Raw genomic sequence first — 16322 nt, forward strand, 5'->3', positions numbered from 1 at the left:
TGATTATGGGACCCATGAAACCTCGCCCGCGAGAAGGCGTCCAAGTTGTATGCGAACGCGCTTTTTCGTCTGTCTAACCTTGCTGTTGTGCGCCTTTTTGGCGACGGCCCAAACCGTCAAATGGCGGACCGTAGCCGAAGGGAATAGCTCGCAGGTCGGGAAGTATCTGTTCCGACAGATTCAAACCGAGGGCGATTGGCAACAGATTTGGAAGGCGTTGGGCCAACGCGGCTCCGCGCCGAGCGTGGACTTCACCAAGCAAGAAATGGTGATTCTGAACCTCGACAAGCAGAACGTCGGCGGCACGTCGGTGTATGTCGAAACGATGACGTTCGAAGCCGGCCAACTGATGGTTAAGGCCGTGCGCAAGAGCCTGCGCGACGCCCCTCGCGGCAGCAGCAACCCTTGGGTTGCCGTCGCGCTGGATCGTTTGGGCGGTCATTTGAAGCTGCAAATGCGCGATATCGTCGGTTACCCGGTGTTCACTCCCAGCCCGTGCTCGTGCGCCCGCCCGTGCCGCATCGTGCATTGCTCGTGTCGCTGTCACATGCCAGATTTCCCCTACCCGCTGGATTGGGAAGTGGAGTACGACAACTCGTACTGCCCGGTCAACATTCAGGGCGCGTATGTGATCTCCTCGACGAACGACCTCAACCAATATTGGTCGCAAGTGTTTGGCCGAGTGGCGGAAGACGACCGACCCGATAAGCCCCGCATGAACTTCCGCGAGGAATCGCTGGTGGCCATCCACCTGGGGCAACGTGGTTCGGGCGGCTACAGCATCGGCATCGAATCGCTGCAGGTGAATAACGCGGCCGAGACGACGCTACGCTACTGGGAGAACTCGCCGAACTTTGGCGATCGCGTGACGAACGCGATTACGCGACCTTATGCGTGGCTCCGAATTCCGCGAGTAACCGCGCGGGTGACCGTGATCAAGTTGCCGGGCAAACCGCTCGGACGCTAACTTAGTCTGGCTTTTTCGGACGATTCCGCGGCGGCGGGGGCATATCGGCCCTCGCCGTTCGGTCTACTGGCGGCTTGCCGGTCCACCAAAGCCCGGTCAAATCGTCAATCGGCGGATAGTGGGCCGGCGGCTCGCCCTCTTTTCGGAGCAAGCATGCGAAGGCGCCCGCGCCCAGACCCTGATGCGGGAAAAGCCGGTAGCAGGGGAACTCGGCCTTGGAGCTTTGGAACGCGGCGAGTTTGTCCACCACCACCGGTTTCATGGCCGGAAACGTCTCCATGATCCACGCGATGATCTTCTCATTCTCCTTCGCCGAGAACGTGCACGTGCTGTAGAACATGTGCCCGCCGGGCCGCAAACACGCTACCGCGTGCGCGGCGATGCGTCGTTGCCGACCGACGTTCATGTCGATCATGGCGGGGGTGAACGCGCCGGGAGCGGGCTCGCCTTTTGCCATGAGCGATTGGCCCGAGCAAGGCGCATCGACGAGCACCAGATCAAAGGATTCGGGCCAGCGCCGCGCGTACACGCTGGGATCCGCCGACCAAACGCGGGCGCCGGTGATGTCGCAACGCGTGAGGTTGTCAATGAGCATGCCGCAACGCTTACGGATCGTCTCGTTGCAGGCGAGCACTTCGGGTTGGAACAATCGCCACGCGAAAATCGCCTTGCCGCCGGGCGCGGAGCAAAGGTCGAGAACGCGGCGGACGGGCTGTTGAATCGCGGTCATCACCGAGCTCGAGAACACGGACGAAAAATCGAGCGAGTAGAAGTGCCCTTTCTCGTAGAGCGGGTGTTTGCCGGGACGAAAGTCGGCGTCGAGCCGCATGACAAAATCGGGCTGCCAACTGGTCGGGCCGAGGCGCGGGAACACGCGCAGCGCGGAATGATCGCGCAGGATGATGAGCGATTGCTCGCGGCCGACGCCGGTGAGCAGGGCGTTGATGAACGCCTCGCGCTCGGTGGGGTCGGGGAACAGGTATTCCGACGCCTTCACCATGTGAATTCCTGGCCCGGTTCGAGGCGGGCGTCGAGATTTTGTTCTTGCCAAACCGCCTTCAGTGTATCACCCGCCCCTTGTCAGCCGTCTGATCAACGTGATTCTCGCCCTCGCCGCGGCCCTCGTTGACCCGTTCCCGACCACTTTTTCGCCCGAATTGGGTGCCGCCGCGAGCTACGTGATGACACGGCGCTATGAGGATAGCGAGGACAAAACCGTGACCGAGTGGCGCGACCGGGTGCGCGTGATGGTGCGGCAAAAGGATTCGAGCGGCGCGGTGGTTTTGGAGGTGGCCGGGCAACCGCTCGAGGTTCCGGATGGCGAAACGCGCGACCAATGGAAGTACACGGTGACGCTGGGCAAGCAAGCCGAGTTTCGCGATCGCAGCGAGGATTCGGAAGACCAGTTGCTGGCCATTCGCTACGCGATGGCGGGGCTGATTATCCGCCCGAGTCAAGTCGTGAAAGTGGGCGAATCGTGGATGGCCGGGCAGGCGCCGGACGTGCTCAACGGGGCGAAATGGAATTACAAATACACCTTCGAAAAGGAAGAAGTGCTGCTGGACAAGAGCGCGCTCATGCGCGTGGGATTGCGATTCAACGAGCAAGTGGCGCGCGGATTTCGGGGGCAAGGCTGGGCCCGGGTGCGCCGCGACAACCAGATGACCCACGACGGCCAGTGGGAGTTTGAGCGCACGTATCTGCCGAGCGACGAACTCCAAGTACCGCAACGCCTCACCCTCACTTTGGCGTCAAAATAGGGGTAATGCCCCTGCTCCAAGAATCGATTTCCGCGGCGAATCCGCGGGCCACGCTGGTCGTGTTGCACGGCTACGGCTCGAACGAACGGGACCTGCTCGGCTTGGCTGAGCACATCGGCTTACCGCTTGAGGTCATCGCGTTTCGGGCGCCGATTAGTCTCGGCATGGGCTCCTTCGCTTGGTACAACCTCAGCTTCGACGAGCAGGGAATTCGGCACTACAACGAGCAGGAATCGCTGGCCGCGCAGGCTATGTTGGTGGAGGAGCTGGAGGCGTTGCGGGCAACGCGCCCGCGCCTCTTCTTGGCGGGCTTCAGCCAAGGCTGCATTCAGTCGCTCGGCATCGCTTTGCGGCGGCCCGACTTGGTGGACGCAGTGTGGCTGATGAGCGGCGCGCTCAATCCTGAATTCGTTCCTTCGTCGGTCTCGGCGGAGTTTCTCGCCTTGCCGAAACTAGTTCAACACGGCACCTTCGACCCGGTGTTGCCGATTGAATTTGGGCGCGGAATCCGCGACTACTTGGTGCAAGTGGGCGCAGCCCATGAGTACCTGGAGTATCCAATGGCGCACCAGGTCTCGGCGGAAAGTCTCGCCGATGGAGTCGCGCGCTTAAGCCTTTGGCTCGAACGCGAGTAGGGCGTCGTACACCTTTACCATCGCGAGCGTGTCGAGTCGGCAATAGGCCAACATGTCGGCGCGTAACTGGTCACCTTCCGGGGTTCCTAACAGCTGAATCAGGCGACCATATTGGATAGCGGCGGTGATGCCATCTTGGATGGCCAGCTCTTTGTAACTAAGCTCGGGTACCCACGCGGGCAGCACGCTCTTAATGCTGAACGAACCGCGGTACTTGGGGTGATACGTGTGTCGCTTCACGACTTTGTAAAGGTCGATTTCGCATTGCTCCAACTTGGCTACGTTAAGATCGGCAAACTCGAACTCGTTCTTGAGCATGTTACGAAGTTGGGTGCCTTCGTAATGTGAGTAGGTGAAGATTGTGCCCGCGTCTTTGATAATCTGATGGAGGCGTGCGCCGAACTCGGCTCGCGGGTCTTGATCGTGCTCGGGCAGATACTCAACGTGCTGGAGTTCAGCGCCCGCATGTTCCCGAATGTGGGCCGAGAATTGGAACTGCAACTGGTCGTAGGGTTTGGTGCCGGCGAAGATCGGCAACCGCGCGGCGAAGACCTCGAAATCCAGAAACACTTGCGGGAAACTGGCATCGGCAAGAGTCTGTTTTCCCTCTGCGGTTACGCAGCCTTGCTGCTTCAAAGCATGCGAGAAATTGACGCGTTGAAAGTCTTTGACCTTGGTCGGATTGTCAGAGAATACGATGGTGCCGCCTCCGCGAACGGTTTCGAACTCTTTGGTGGTCATGCCCGGTAAGAAAAGTTGATGATCATCGGGTAACACGCCATGGCAGTGCTCGATCAAATGACATCCTTTGCACACAAACTTCAGGTCGGCGTCCGGAACCTTGTCCGCGTTCATCACGTTGTGCATGAGCGCAAGGTTCACCGAGGTGACATCGAGCTCGTTGACAATATGAGGTGTGACTTCGGTGATGCTCAGCAAGTCCGTGGTGTAGGACGAACCATCGTAAAGCGAATCGCCATTAACGTGGATGATAAAGTATCCCGAAATGCGGACGCCATTTTCCGCCGCGACCACACCCTGAATCGCTAACTCGTAGTAGTAACTGTCCTTGGCCGATTTCGCCGACTTTGCCTCGTAAGCGTGGTATGTGCCATCGGGCTGCCGGACCAAAACATCAAGGATAGCTACGGCCTGACCTCCCTGAAAAGCGGCTTCATAGATCACCGGCGTTTGTTCCTCGATCAGTTCCCGCGTGCGCTCGAATTTGTCATCCGAAAATGGGACGAGCACCCCACCCGGAAAAAGAGCGCGCGCGAGTTCGCCAATCGTGTTGCCGACGGCGATGCTGTACCGCGCCGATTCGTCGCGCTCCTCTTGCAGTTGCGGCTCCTTGCGCAAAAGAGCCATGAGTCGCGCGCAAGTTTGCCCGTTTCTATAATCCCGCTTGTTGACAAAAATCATCAGTAAAGTACCGCCGCCAACAAGAAGTTTACGACATAAATGAGCACCATGCTGATGACCACGGTTTGCGTGGTGGAACGACCGACGCCGACCGCCCCGTTTCGGGTGGCCAGGCCCTGCTGACAGGCGACCACGGCGATGATGATGCCGAAGGCAACCGCCTTGATCATCCCGCCCCAAAAATCCCACGGTTCAACGAATTGCTTCAGCGAGTTCAGGAAAGCCCCGCTGGCGACGCCTTTGGAAATGGAGAGCAGATACCCGCCACCGACGCCGCTGAAGACCCCGACCAGGCAAAGAATCGGGACCATGAGGAGCCCGGCCAGCAGGCGGGGAAGAATCAGATAATCGGTGGGGTGAACCCGCAAGGTGCGCAGTGCGTCAACCTGCTCGGTGACCTTCATGCTGCCGATTTGCGCCGCCATCGCGGAGCCGCAGCGTGCGGCGACCATGATTCCGGCGAGCACGGGCGCGATCTCCCGGGTGACGGCCAGGCCGATCGTGGCCCCGGCCAGCCCCGAGGCGCCGTATCGTACCAAAACTTCGGTGCTGTAGAGAGCCAAAACCGAGCCGCTAAAGAACGTCGTAAGAGCGACAATCGGCACCGAGTTGACGCCGACAAAGCTCATCTGGTTGAGCATCTCGCCGGCCTCCCAACGACCGGTAAACAGCCGCCGAAATGCGTCCCCGAGAATCAGGATGCACTCGCCCACAAACTCAAACAATCCGCGCATCCTGCCCTATAGGACGCGCGAGTTCCGCTGAGCGTCGCGAACTAGATTGCCAAGCTTTTCCCGCACCTCGCCCGCGCCAAGCGTCATCTTCTTCGCGCCGCAATCGGGCGCGTCGAACAACATCTCTTCAAGCAGCCGCTCCATCAACGTGTGCAGGCGGCGCGCGCCAATGTTTTCCACCTTTTGGTTGACCTCGGTGGCGAAGTGGGCGATCTCATCCAGACCGTCGCTGGTGAACTCAAGCTCAATCCCGTCCACGCCCAGCAGAAGCTGATATTGGCGGGTGAGGGCGTTCTTCGGTTCGCTCAAAATGCGGCGGAAATCATCTTCGCCCAAGTTGTCCAGTTCGACCCGAATCGGCAAGCGACCTTGAAGTTCAGGAATCAGTTCGCTGGGCTGGCTGATGTGGAACGCGCCGGCGCAGATAAAGAGGATGTGATCGGTGCGGACCGGGCCAAATTTGGTTTGCACCGTCGAGCCCTCGATGATCGGTAGCAGGTCACGCTGCACGCCTTCGCGAGAGACATCGGGTCCCGATCCGCCGGTTCTGCCGGCGACCTTGTCAATTTCGTCAATGAAAATGATGCCAGTCTGCTCGGCGCGGTGAACGGCTTCCTTGTGGAGACTCGCCGAATCGATGTTGTTGCGCGCCATCTGCTCAGTGAGATACTCCTTGGCGTCCATTACCTTCATGCGGCGGCTGATGTTGCGCGTTTGGTTGGCGCCCGGCATGTTGGCCATGTCCAGCCCCATTTCCTCCATGCCTTGCGGGCCAAACACCTGCAGAAACGGATTGGATTTCTCCTCGTATTCGACCTCGACGAGTTCGTGATCCCACTTGCCGTCGATGATTTCTTGGCGCAGGGCGGCGCGCTTGGCTTCGATGTCGGCCAGGTCCACTTGCGGCTCAGTCGCAGTTTCGTCGTAGGTGGGGAAGTAGCCAAAGAGCGGCGGCACCCCGGCCCGTTCGGATAGCTGTTCCACCAACGAATCCAGCGCCTGCTCCAGCCCGGCCACGCGATTGAGTTCGACGAATTCGGCTTCGACGAGGCGAACCGCGGCGGCTGCGAGATCGCGGATCATCGCGTCCACGTCCCTACCCACGTAGCCGACTTCGGTGAACTTGGTTGCCTCGACCTTGATGAGAGGCGCTTTGGCGAGTTGGGCCAAGCGTCGCGCGATTTCGGTCTTGCCCACGCCGGTCGGTCCAATCATCAGAATGTTTTTGGGCATGATGTCGTCGCGGGTTCCGGGAGGGAGTTGCTGACGGCGATATCGGTTACGCAGAGCGACCGCCACGGCCTTTTTGGCGGCGTTTTGGCCGACGATGTACTGGTCGAGCTGCGCCACGATTTGGCGGGGGGTGAGGGATTCAATGGGGAGTTCCATCAATAGCCTTATTATGGCGAGGGCCAGCCCGCCCGGTGCCGCGCCCTTCCATCGTTCGCGGGGCTCACGTCGGGACTGCGCCCGGGCTGGCCCTCGTTGGGAGTCAGCGCCCGGCGATCCGCGAGGCTTCGGCGAGCACAATCTCGGCGGCTTCCAACGCCTCGCCCGGAGTCGTTTCGGGCCCAAACGAAAACCGCAACCCGCCTTGCGCCTCGCTCATGTCGTAACCCGCGGCAAGCAACACGTGGCTGGGATCGAGGCTCCCGCTACTGCACGCCGAACCGCTACTGGCCGAAACACCGCGCCGGTCAATGGCGATGAGCAGACTCGTAGCGAGGACGTTGGCGAACCGCACGTGGGCGTGGCCGCTCAGGGTGGGCTGGCCCGGCGAAACCGTGCGAATCGCCTGCGGGCCGAGCGCGGCAAGAAACGCGTCGCGGGCTGCGAGCTTGGCGGATTCTTCGATGTCGCGTCGTTCGGCCGTGATGTCCCACGCGTCGGCGAACGCCACGATTCCGGCGACGTTCTCGGTGCCGCCGCGCAGATCGCGCTCCTGGCCGCCGCCGCGCACCAGCGCCTCGACTTGCGTGCCGGACTTAATCCACAGCGCGCCAACGCCCTTGGGGCCGCCGAATTTGTGGCTGGAAAACGTCATGATGTCCGCGCCCATCGCCTCCGGGCGAAGCTCGTAGTGGCCGGCGGTCTGCACCGCATCAACGATGAGGAGCGAGCCGTGCTCGTCGCAGAGACCGCGAATCGCGGCGAGATCGTTGAACGTACCGAACTCGTTGTTGGCGTGCATCGCGACGACCGCCAGCACGTCGTCGCCCATCATCTCGGCGAGCGCCTCGGTGTCCACGCGCGCGTCGGCGTCAATGGGAATCTCTTCGAGCTCGAATCCGAGCCGCTTCAACACCGGTCCCGGGTGCAGCATGCAGTGGTGCTCGGCGGCGGAGACGAGAATGCGTCGCCGCTCGCTGGTGGTACCGATTGCTAAGCCAAGCAGAGCCAGGTTCGCGGCCTCGGTGCCGCTCCCGACAAAGCAGATCTCGCCGAACAGCACGCCGAGCTGGGCCGACACGCGCTCTCGCGCGACGTCAATCGCCGCTTTGGCGGCGCGACCGTGGGCGTGCGAGGAACTCGGGTTGCCGAGCAACTCAAGCCACGGCTGCATGCGCTCGCGCACTTCAGGGCGAAGCAGAGTCGTGGCGGCGTGATCGAGATAGTAGCGTTTCATTAACCGAAGACAACAACCAGTAGGATGATTGAATTGTGGATCATGTGGACGAAGATTGATGCCCACAAGCTTCGCGACTGCACGTAGGCCACGCTGCAGGTGGCGGCGAGGACGAAGAGGACCGGCCACACCGGCGGCCCCTGCATGTGCACCACCGCAAAGATCGCCGAAGAGGCAATGATGCCGTACCGGATCCGCCCAAAGAGGTTGCTAAAGAGAGGCAGAAGGATCGCGCGGAACAGCACCTCCTCGATGAGCGGCGCCATGATCACGGCGGAGAAAAATGCCAGCGCCAGACCGGAAGGGTCCTTGGCGAGAGAGTCGGTGAGTTCGTGCGAACCACCCGGCAGAAACTGAGAGATCAAGGTCGAGAGGATGACCCCGATAATCAGCAACGGCATCGCCCCGAGATAGCTGTAGGGCCCCCAGATAAGCGGATTGCGCTCGCCCCAGCCGAAGATGCGCTTCCAAGGAATGTTGAACCCGCTAATCGGCATGCTCATGGCAAGGATCACCAGCGGTAGGGCGAATACTCCGATGAATGAGGCGGCGATAAAGCTTAAGCAAACCAGGACGAATCGCTGGACCAGCGCGAGTTGCTCGCGTTCGGACTCGGGTTTCCAGGCGAGGGGAAGCGGCAGTTCCCTAGGTTTCAACCGCGAGTGTAAGTTCGAAATGTAGTTGATCAGCGCGGCCGCACCCAAGATCATGAAAAGGAGGGGCACACAAAGGACGGCGTAAGGATTGACGGTCACCGGTGGTGAGGCGCCGCTCGCGGCCTTCCGAAGTGCCACGGCCCCCCAGCCACCAAGTCGGGTGAGCGCTTGGGTTTCCTGGGCCGTGAGCTTCAGAGGTTTGGTTCGAGGGCTGAAGATGCGAAGATACAGCTCTTTGGGAATGCCGAGCGGCTTCTTTGGCAAACTGAGGCGCACCTTTACCGGGATCTCCGCCCCGGTATCCGCGACCACGGGCCCGAGCAGGGCCAACCGATCCGGTTGCAACGCGTCGGGGCCGGTCAAGATATCCCGTTGATACGTGGCGGCCGCGGTCGGCGAAAGAGGTTCGGCTTGCAATTTCCGCTGCAGGAGCTCGCGGGCTAACTCGGGCGTCGGAGTCGCCGCCGGGTTCAGATACATCGCCAACCCGCTGGAGGCCATTAGCACGATCATCAGCCAAAAAGTGGCCCAGCTCAGCGAGCGCACGGCGGGGTTAACGGGTTCGATGACCGGCTCTTCTTGCAAGTTGAGAAGCGTACCCGCCTGCTTTGCGCGTATCGCCAGCGACTCGCTGTGCGTCAAAGTAGGTATATGGCCTTTTCGTCGCTGATCTTATCGCTTGCCCTCGCCCAAGCGGCACCGGGTCCGCTCGAAGTCAACGAGCAGAACTTTGACAAAATGCGCGAACTCATTCGTGCTAAGGGTCCCGACCTCATGTGGCGAGATTTGTCGTGGCAAACCGACCTGATGAAGTTTCCGACCGAGACCGCCAAGAAAGGCTCCGCGGCCTTGCTTTGGCTGGCCGAGGGCGACCCTCGTGACCAGACTGATACAACGGGCGTGAAGATGCGCCGCATGGTGTTTAGCGACCCGATGGTCAATTCGCAGGCCCGCGGGTTTGCGCTGTTTCTTGGCGATCTGCGCGAGGCTCGTGGGCGCCAGACTTGGCTCCCTGCGCCACTCACCGCCGAATTCGCGAAGCGCGGCTCGGGACTGTATGCCGTCGCGCCGAGGGGCAAACTTCTCGGCTTTACCAGCGCCACGAACGCGAGCGACGTGAGCAAGTGGATGAGCGACATGCTGTCGGGTTGGAATGGCCTGGCCGGCGTCGAGCGTCAATGGAGCGAAGAGTTGGCCGCAATGGCTCGCCTGAGTCCGCCGACCACACCGCCGAAGCAGGTGCAACCGCCCATGCCGAATCGCGGTCGTGCTGGCGGCGGCGTCACGGTCCGTGATACCGGACCGCAGGAAGTCCGTGGCGGGCCGGTGCAAGAGGACACCGTCACCACGGTTCAGGGTCGCCCGACTCGCGCAAACGGCGGAACCGCCTCGGTTACTCCCGGCACGAACGCTAACAGCGCCGCGGCCGCCGCCCCGTTCGCCACCGATCTTTCGCTGAGATTCACCCAGCGAGACTTGCCGCGGAGCGGCCCGTTTGTGTGGAGCGATCTTTATAACATGGGTACCTTTGTGCTCGCCGCCGGGCGTCAGGCGCAGATCATGCCGGGCGTGAACCGCAGCGGCGAGGTCGTGAACTGGCCGACCGATTTGGTGCGGGATATGGCGACCACCGCGCTCAACGACAATGTGCGCGGACACGCCCTGACCTACACCGCCGAAAACATTTCCGTCGCTCGCATGAGCACCAAGGTCCATTCGAGTTACGGCAACACCGTGCTGTACCGCTACTACGGCAGCGTGACGGCCAGCGCCGAAGGCAACTGGGCGCTCGCTCCGGGCGAAGAGCCGAAGATGGACGAGTTGCAGAGTCGAGGCGTGGACCTCAGCGTGTATGGCCGCTCGGTCTACGACACCAAGCTCAAGAAGTTCTTGCAGTTCGATCTGGTGTTTGTCGGCAAGCGCCATGGCGGAAGCCCGAAGAATCTGCGTCGCGAAGACACCGCTCCGCAACCAATTGGGATAATGGCCACGACGGCGGGCCAAATGTGGTTCGACCAAACGAAGCCGGCCGCGGTCCAGCGCAGTTGGTGACCACCACCCTCGAAGTTGCGAGGCACGTTTTGCGCGAGGACATCCGTCCTCGCGCCGAACTTATTGACCAAAGTACCGTTGACCTCCGCGAGGCGTTTGACACGCTCGGCCAGCACGGCCTCATGGCGTTGCGCGCCCCCGCATCGCTCGGCGGCCCAGCGTGGAGCGACGCCGATTTCCGCGAGTTTCAACTCGAAGTGGCTCGCGCCAGCGGGACTCTCGCCTTCCTGCAAACTCAACAGCAGCGCGCGGTCGCGATGATCAGCAAGATGGCTCCGCCCGAAGTCGCCGAGCGGATGCTCTTGGGCACAAGCACCAACAACCGAACGATCGGGATTGCGTTTAGTCAGCTGCGCAAGGATGGGCAACCCGCCCTCACCGCGACGCCGGACGGCGATGGCTACCGAGTCAACGGCAAAATGCCCTGGATCACGGGGCTCGGCTTTTTTGAGCACATTCTGATCGGCGCAACCTTGCCCGATGGCCGCACGCTGTTCGCCCGGACGCCGTTTGCCCCAAGCGCAAACCTTTCCCTCAGTGAGCCGATGCAGCTGGCGGCGATGGGCACCGCGCTCACGGTCTCGGGCGTTGCTCGCGACTTGCCAATTCCGGCGAGCGAGGTCGTGAGCATCGAGGCGGGCGACTGGATTCACCAGAACGATCGGCTGAACGTCACCCTCCAGGCCACCTTTGCGCTCGGCTGTTCGCGGGCGGCGATTGACTTGCTCGCGAAGACGGAAGTCGAGAACGCATTCCTCAGCAAGTGGCACGAACTCGTGGAGTTGGTCAATCAGCAAGGATTGCCCATGGCCGAGAAGCTCGCCATCCGCGCCACCGCGATCGAATTCATGGGCCGCGCCGCCCACGCCGCGCTCATCGCGAGCGGCGGTCGCGGCATCGCGCTCAGCCATTCCGCGCAGCGCATCGCCCGCGAAGCGTTCGTGTTTAGCGTGTCGGCGATCACGCCGGATGTTCAGTCGGCAGCCCTGCGGACCATCGCGAACAACCTCAATCTTGCCGAAAGTCCTAACACTTTGAACGCAAATAAAATTCGGGCGTAATTTTTTGGCGATGAACCCGTAAAAACAGCTAGACTAGTTCGCTAGCTTGGGAAAAGACTATGAATGCTTCGAAAACTCTCGTTTTAATGTTGGCGCTGGGCGCAGTGGGCGTGGCCCAAGCGCAGGACGCCTTCACTCTGCGCCGCATCTTCAAGATGGGCGAAACCATGACCTACAACATGGCCATGACCTCCGAAACCACGGTGGACATCAGCGCCTTCGGTCAAGGTGAGCAAAAGACCACCTTTACGCAGAGCGGCAAAATCTCGTTCAAGACCACCAAGGTTGACGAAGCGAAGAAGGAAGCCAACCTGGAAATCAAGTACTTCGACATCGACATGAAGATGGAAGGCGGCATGCCCGGAATGGGCGGCGATATGCCGAAGGAGTACTCGGTGATGGCGACCATGGACAGCATGAACCGCATCAAGGACATGAAGATTGAAGGCATGCCGGGCATGCTCCGCATGATGTCGGAAAGCTCGATGCGACAAAGCCTCGGCGGCGTCCAATTCCCGGAAGCAGCCGTGAAGGTCGGCGACGGCTGGGACGTGAAGGTTCCGAAGGACGGCATGATGTTCGACACCGACCAAGTGCTGAAGGCCAAGTTCCTCTCGGTGAAGGACATCAATGGCAAGAAGGCTTACGAAATCTCGGTGAAGGGCCCGCTGAACCTGAACATGGACCTGAGCAAGATGATGGAGCAAGGCGGCGGCGACAACCCGATGGCCGGCATGAAGATGGCCATCACCGGCAAGATGGACAACGATTCGGTCGTGACGATTGACGCTGAAACCGGCAACTTCCTGATCATCGATATGAAGATGACGCAGGAAATGACGGTGGATATGGTGGACATGGGCGTGAAACTCCCGATGTTCGGCAACACCACCTCGATCATCAAGGCCTCGACGATTAAGTAAATCGTCAGACGCAAAGAAGCCCGTCGCTCGATGAGCGGCGGGCTTTTTCTGTTTAGCCTTCGATGACGAGCTTCGTCAGATCGCCGATCTCGAGGATTTTGTCGCGGACACCCTTGGCCAGGCTGAGTCGGGCGCGGCGTGTGTCTGCGTTGTCGTCCATGATCATCGTCGACTCGAAGAAGGCGTGAATCGCCGGGCAGAGGGAGGCGATTCCCGCGGCGCCGGGTTGGGTTTGCTTCAGCTGGGCGAGGAGCGCCGAGCCCTCGGCGGAGTTGAGTGCCGCGTCGGTAATAGCTTCCACCGCGAGCCAGTCGGTGTGGCCCTTTTCCAAAGTCGAATTCACGATCCGAACAGGCCGGAGCGCGGTCTCAACATTACTTGCGCTCGCTTGGAACGCGGTGAGTTCTTCCACCGCCTTGAGCACGCGAGCCGGGCGCACCATGTTTTGTTCGGTTAGGGCGGCGTTCAGAATGTCGTAGCGGGCATCCACCATCGCCTGATATCGCCCTTCCAGAATCGTCATGAGCGCCTGGTTTGCGGCGGCCGGATCCACCGCGATGCCTTGCTTTTGGTACTCCTTAAGCGCGATCTCAAGGCCGACGCGGAGGTCGTCCAGGTGCCCGGCGAAGCCCAGAGAAATCAGATACGTCGCCGCGCGGCGCAGACCCATCGGGTCGCTGGAGCCGCTCGGAACCACGCCGATGCCCAGGTATCCGGCGAGTTTGTCGTATTGGTCAGCGGCAATGAGGCCCGCGGCCAGCGGGGAGAGTTCGGCATCGGCCGGGTTCACATATTGTATGCCAATGGCGTCGCAAACCTCGGCGGCCAGGCCCTCGCGGCGAGCATATTCGCCACCGACCTTGCCTTGCAGAGAGGCGAGTTCACCGACTAATCCGGTCGTGAGGTCGGCCTTCGCGTAGCGTCCGGCTAAGCGGGCATTTTCGCCGCCGATGGTGGCATCCATGAAGCCTTCGAGACGCTCAGCGCGCTGACGCACGGTGCCGAGCTTGTCCTGAAAGAGCATGGCTTCGGTCATGCCGAGGAAGTGGTTCAAATCGTACTTTTTGTCCTCGTCAAAGAAAAACTTGGCGTCGTTAAAGCGCGCATTGAGCACCCACTGGTTGCCGCCTCGCACGGTGTCCTCTTCGCCAGAATTGCGAATCCAAAGGAAGTGCGGCGCGAGCTTGCCCTGCCCTTGGCGAACCGGGAACATGCGCTCGTGTTTGGCCATGGCGGTGATCAGCACGTCCTCGGGGAGCTCAAGATAATCGCTCGACCAGTTGCCCAGCAGCGGCTGCGGCCATTCGGTCAGGTACACGTTTTCGTCGATCAGATCGTCGCTCCATTCGACCTGGCAGCCGGTCGGCGCGAGCTCGGCGCCGGCCAGAATCATCGCGCGGCGCTTGGCCGCGTCGGGCTGCACCTGGTGGGCTTCCAAATCGCGAATGAACTGACCGCCAGTTCGCACCGGAAAGGGTTGCGGAGCATAGAAACGGTGGCCGCGCGACTCGCCGCCGCTGACGACGCCTTCGATATCAAAGTTCACGATCTGCCCGTCGAAGACGGCGACGATCCAGCGGATCGGGCGCGCGAACCGCATGCGCGAAGCGCCCCAGCGCATGGTCTTGTCAAAGGTCAAACTACGGACACTCGCGGGAAGAACCTCGGCAAGAACCTCGGCCGAAGGGCGACCCGCCACAACCTTGTCCACCCACACATAATCGCCCTCGCGTCGCACCTCCGCGGGCGAAATGCCTTGCCCCCGGCAAAAGCCTTCAAGCGCCTTGGTTGGATTGCCGTCGGCGTCAAACGCGCTCGAGAGCGCGGGGCCGCGATTGGTGGTGTTGCGGTCGGGTTGACGAAGGTCAATCCCTTGCATGATCACGATCAGGCGGCGGGGAGTGGCGAAAGTTTCCGTGCGCTCAAATCCAATACCCGCTTCAGCGAGGGCCGTTTCGATATGTCGGGCGAGGTCGTGGCTGGCGCGCGCCACCGACCCGGCGGGAAGCTCTTCGCAACCCAATTCGAAAACAAGTTCGGGCATAGCGCACCAGTTTACCGTTCTGGAACTTGTACCTCCGATGCGACTTCTGGCCTCCTTCGAACGTATCTTCGGACGAGGCCCGACCGGATTGTGTAGAATTGCCCTACACGTCGATGGACGTGGCGACTGGAAAACAGCATGAAGCAGCTACTTTTGATCGCGGCTCTGGGAGCGTCCGCTATGGCATTTAGCCAACAATCGCTCATCAACACTACCGACCTCTCGATCCGCTTGGGCGGCGTCTATCCTCTGGAGCGCACCACTCGCAACGTGACGAAGAACATGATCGCCATCGGCCTCGATTTCGAAGCACCGTCCAACTTCGTGAAGGGGGGCAAGAACTACTTCTCATTCGATTGGTATGGCAAGAGCGGCAGCGGTGCCAAGGGCAACATGTTCCCGATCATGTTCAACGTGCGACTCGGCGATGAGCCGGGCAAGCAGTTCTACTCGTTCCTCGGCGCGGGTCTGGTGTTCATGGACGTAACCTCGGCTAAGACCGTGTTTGGCGTTCGCGGCGGCATCGGGACTCGTCTGAATGCGAACATCTTCGCCGAAGCAGCCGCCGTTCTCAGCGGTGATGCAAACGGCGCCAAGGCCAACTCGGTTGGCGTGTTCGTAGGCTACAAGTTCTAAGCCTCGCGGCTTACAACAAAAAGTGGGCTCCCTCCAAGAGGGAGCCCACTTTACTTTTGCGGTCAGGTCGCTTAGGCGACGCCGGCGAACTTTTGCGCGATGCTCGGGTCGACGCCAACGCCGGTACCCATGGTCGAAGTCACGGTGATCGAGAGCAGGTACTTGCCCTTGCTGCTCGCCGGCTTCGCCTTCACAATCGCGGTGAGCGCGGCCTTGAAGTTTTCTTGCAGTTGATCGTCGCTGAAGTTGGCGCGGCCGATGCTGCAGTGGACCACGCCACCCTTGTCGGCGCGATACTCAACGCGGGCACCCGACTTGAGTTCCTTGACGGCTTGAGCAATCGAGTTGGTCACGGTGCCGTTGCGCTTGTTGGGCGTCTTGGCGCCGAGCGCCTTACCGATCTTCCCAATTTGGGGAGCCATTTCGTCGGTCGCGAGAACGACGGTGAAGTTCTTTTCGCCGCCTTGAATCTTGGTGATCAGCTCGTCGGCACCCACAAAGTCCGCGCCCGCGGCTTCGGCTTCCTTGGCCAGGTCGCCCTTGGCCAGCACCCACACGACGGCCTTCTTGCCGGTCCCGTGGGGCAGGGTGGTGATTCCGCGCACGTTTTGATCGCTCTTGCGGGAGTCTATGCCAAGGCGAACGCTGATGTCGATGCTCTCGACGAACTTTGCGTTGGCGTTCTTCTTAGCGGCGACAATCGCCTCTTCTACGCCGTGCAGGGCATCCTTCTCAATGGTCTTGGCGACTTCCGAGTAGCGCGCCGAATGACGAGTCTTGTTGCGAATATTCTTTTTCAATTGAGA

At 60.9% G+C, this 16322-nt stretch carries 15 protein-coding genes; 7 read left to right on the forward strand and 8 right to left on the reverse strand.

Features of this window, described 5'->3' with window-relative positions; all coding sequences use genetic code 11:
- Positions 1 to 49 precede the first annotated feature (49 nt).
- Complete coding sequence (locus JNJ45_02395; protein MBL8047509.1) at positions 50 to 967, forward strand: protease complex subunit PrcB family protein; 918 nt, start codon at positions 50 to 52, stop codon at positions 965 to 967.
- A gap of 1 nt (position 968) precedes the next feature.
- On the opposite strand, the gene JNJ45_02400 is transcribed toward JNJ45_02395, so the two are convergent.
- Positions 969 to 2018: an RsmB/NOP family class I SAM-dependent RNA methyltransferase gene (locus JNJ45_02400; protein ID MBL8047510.1), complete on the reverse strand. Its 1050-nt coding sequence runs from the start codon at positions 2016 to 2018 to the stop codon at positions 969 to 971.
- 10 nt (positions 2019 to 2028) lie between these two features.
- On the opposite strand from JNJ45_02400, the gene JNJ45_02405 reads away from it, so the two are divergent.
- Together JNJ45_02405 and JNJ45_02410 are read left to right on the forward strand one after the other, a co-directional pair.
- Positions 2029 to 2727 (forward strand): hypothetical protein, encoded by a 699-nt coding sequence (locus JNJ45_02405; protein MBL8047511.1) that lies wholly within the window; start codon positions 2029 to 2031, stop codon positions 2725 to 2727.
- 5 nt (positions 2728 to 2732) lie between these two features.
- Positions 2733 to 3362 (forward strand): hypothetical protein, encoded by a 630-nt coding sequence (locus JNJ45_02410; protein ID MBL8047512.1) that lies wholly within the window; start codon positions 2733 to 2735, stop codon positions 3360 to 3362.
- Here the strand turns inward: JNJ45_02410 and JNJ45_02415 are convergent.
- From JNJ45_02415 to JNJ45_02435, 5 genes are all read right to left on the reverse strand, one after another.
- A complete protein-coding gene (locus JNJ45_02415; GenBank protein MBL8047513.1) occupies positions 3336 to 4730 on the reverse strand; it encodes a DUF2779 domain-containing protein in 1395 nt (464 codons plus the stop codon). The genes JNJ45_02410 and JNJ45_02415 overlap by 27 nt on opposite strands.
- Before the next feature lie 53 nt (positions 4731 to 4783).
- Entirely contained in the window at positions 4784 to 5518 is a 735-nt protein-coding gene (locus JNJ45_02420) for an ABC transporter permease (GenBank protein ID MBL8047514.1), read from the reverse strand.
- Between the two features lie 6 nt (positions 5519 to 5524).
- Complete coding sequence (gene hslU, locus JNJ45_02425; GenBank protein ID MBL8047515.1) at positions 5525 to 6907, reverse strand: ATP-dependent protease ATPase subunit HslU; 1383 nt, start codon at positions 6905 to 6907, stop codon at positions 5525 to 5527.
- 103 nt (positions 6908 to 7010) lie between these two features.
- A complete protein-coding gene (locus JNJ45_02430; protein MBL8047516.1) occupies positions 7011 to 8144 on the reverse strand; it encodes a cysteine desulfurase in 1134 nt (377 codons plus the stop codon).
- Complete coding sequence (locus tag JNJ45_02435) at positions 8144 to 9442, reverse strand: CPBP family intramembrane metalloprotease (GenBank protein ID MBL8047517.1); 1299 nt, start codon at positions 9440 to 9442, stop codon at positions 8144 to 8146. Before JNJ45_02435 ends, JNJ45_02430 begins: the two co-directional genes overlap by 1 nt.
- Before the next feature lie 9 nt (positions 9443 to 9451).
- Between JNJ45_02435 and JNJ45_02440 the strand changes: the two genes are divergently transcribed.
- From JNJ45_02440 to JNJ45_02450, 3 genes are all read left to right on the forward strand, one after another.
- Positions 9452 to 10852, forward strand: a complete 1401-nt coding sequence (locus JNJ45_02440; GenBank protein MBL8047518.1) for a hypothetical protein — start codon at positions 9452 to 9454, stop codon at positions 10850 to 10852.
- Positions 10849 to 11913 carry an acyl-CoA/acyl-ACP dehydrogenase gene (locus JNJ45_02445; protein ID MBL8047519.1) on the forward strand — a complete coding sequence of 355 codons (1065 nt, stop codon included), beginning with the start codon at positions 10849 to 10851 and terminating at the stop codon, positions 11911 to 11913. Before JNJ45_02440 ends, JNJ45_02445 begins: the two co-directional genes overlap by 4 nt.
- Positions 11914 to 11999: 86 nt before the next feature.
- Positions 12000 to 12836, forward strand: coding sequence for a hypothetical protein (locus JNJ45_02450; GenBank protein MBL8047520.1), 837 nt, complete (start codon positions 12000 to 12002; stop codon positions 12834 to 12836).
- Positions 12837 to 12888: 52 nt separating this feature from the next.
- Here the strand turns inward: JNJ45_02450 and glyS are convergent, their stop codons facing one another.
- Positions 12889 to 14880, reverse strand: a complete 1992-nt coding sequence (gene glyS, locus JNJ45_02455) for a glycine--tRNA ligase subunit beta (GenBank protein MBL8047521.1) — start codon at positions 14878 to 14880, stop codon at positions 12889 to 12891.
- Between the two features lie 138 nt (positions 14881 to 15018).
- On the opposite strand from glyS, the gene JNJ45_02460 reads away from it, so the two are divergent.
- Positions 15019 to 15516, forward strand: a complete 498-nt coding sequence (locus tag JNJ45_02460) for a hypothetical protein (protein ID MBL8047522.1) — start codon at positions 15019 to 15021, stop codon at positions 15514 to 15516.
- Between the two features lie 71 nt (positions 15517 to 15587).
- Here the strand turns inward: JNJ45_02460 and rplA are convergent, their stop codons facing one another.
- Positions 15588 to 16304 (reverse strand): 50S ribosomal protein L1, encoded by a 717-nt coding sequence (rplA, locus tag JNJ45_02465; GenBank protein MBL8047523.1) that lies wholly within the window; start codon positions 16302 to 16304, stop codon positions 15588 to 15590.
- Positions 16305 to 16322 lie beyond the last annotated feature (18 nt).

The sequence above is a fragment of the Chthonomonas sp. genome (assembly GCA_016788425.1).
GTDB lineage: Bacteria > Armatimonadota > Fimbriimonadia > Fimbriimonadales > Fimbriimonadaceae > JAEURQ01.

Coding starts and splice junctions, on each gene's coding strand:
- JNJ45_02395 (MBL8047509.1), top strand. CDS start 50: ATGCGAACGCGCTTTTTCGTCTGTCTAACCTTGCTGTTGTGCGCCTTT.
- JNJ45_02410 (MBL8047512.1), top strand. CDS start 2,733: ATGCCCCTGCTCCAAGAATCGATTTCCGCGGCGAATCCGCGGGCCACG.
- JNJ45_02415 (MBL8047513.1), bottom strand. CDS start 4,730: ATGGCTCTTTTGCGCAAGGAGCCGCAACTGCAAGAGGAGCGCGACGAA.
- JNJ45_02420 (MBL8047514.1), bottom strand. CDS start 5,518: ATGCGCGGATTGTTTGAGTTTGTGGGCGAGTGCATCCTGATTCTCGGG.
- hslU (MBL8047515.1), bottom strand. CDS start 6,907: ATGGAACTCCCCATTGAATCCCTCACCCCCCGCCAAATCGTGGCGCAG.
- JNJ45_02430 (MBL8047516.1), bottom strand. CDS start 8,144: ATGAAACGCTACTATCTCGATCACGCCGCCACGACTCTGCTTCGCCCT.
- JNJ45_02440 (MBL8047518.1), top strand. CDS start 9,452: ATGGCCTTTTCGTCGCTGATCTTATCGCTTGCCCTCGCCCAAGCGGCA.
- JNJ45_02450 (MBL8047520.1), top strand. CDS start 12,000: ATGTTGGCGCTGGGCGCAGTGGGCGTGGCCCAAGCGCAGGACGCCTTC.
- glyS (MBL8047521.1), bottom strand. CDS start 14,880: ATGCCCGAACTTGTTTTCGAATTGGGTTGCGAAGAGCTTCCCGCCGGG.
- JNJ45_02460 (MBL8047522.1), top strand. CDS start 15,019: ATGAAGCAGCTACTTTTGATCGCGGCTCTGGGAGCGTCCGCTATGGCA.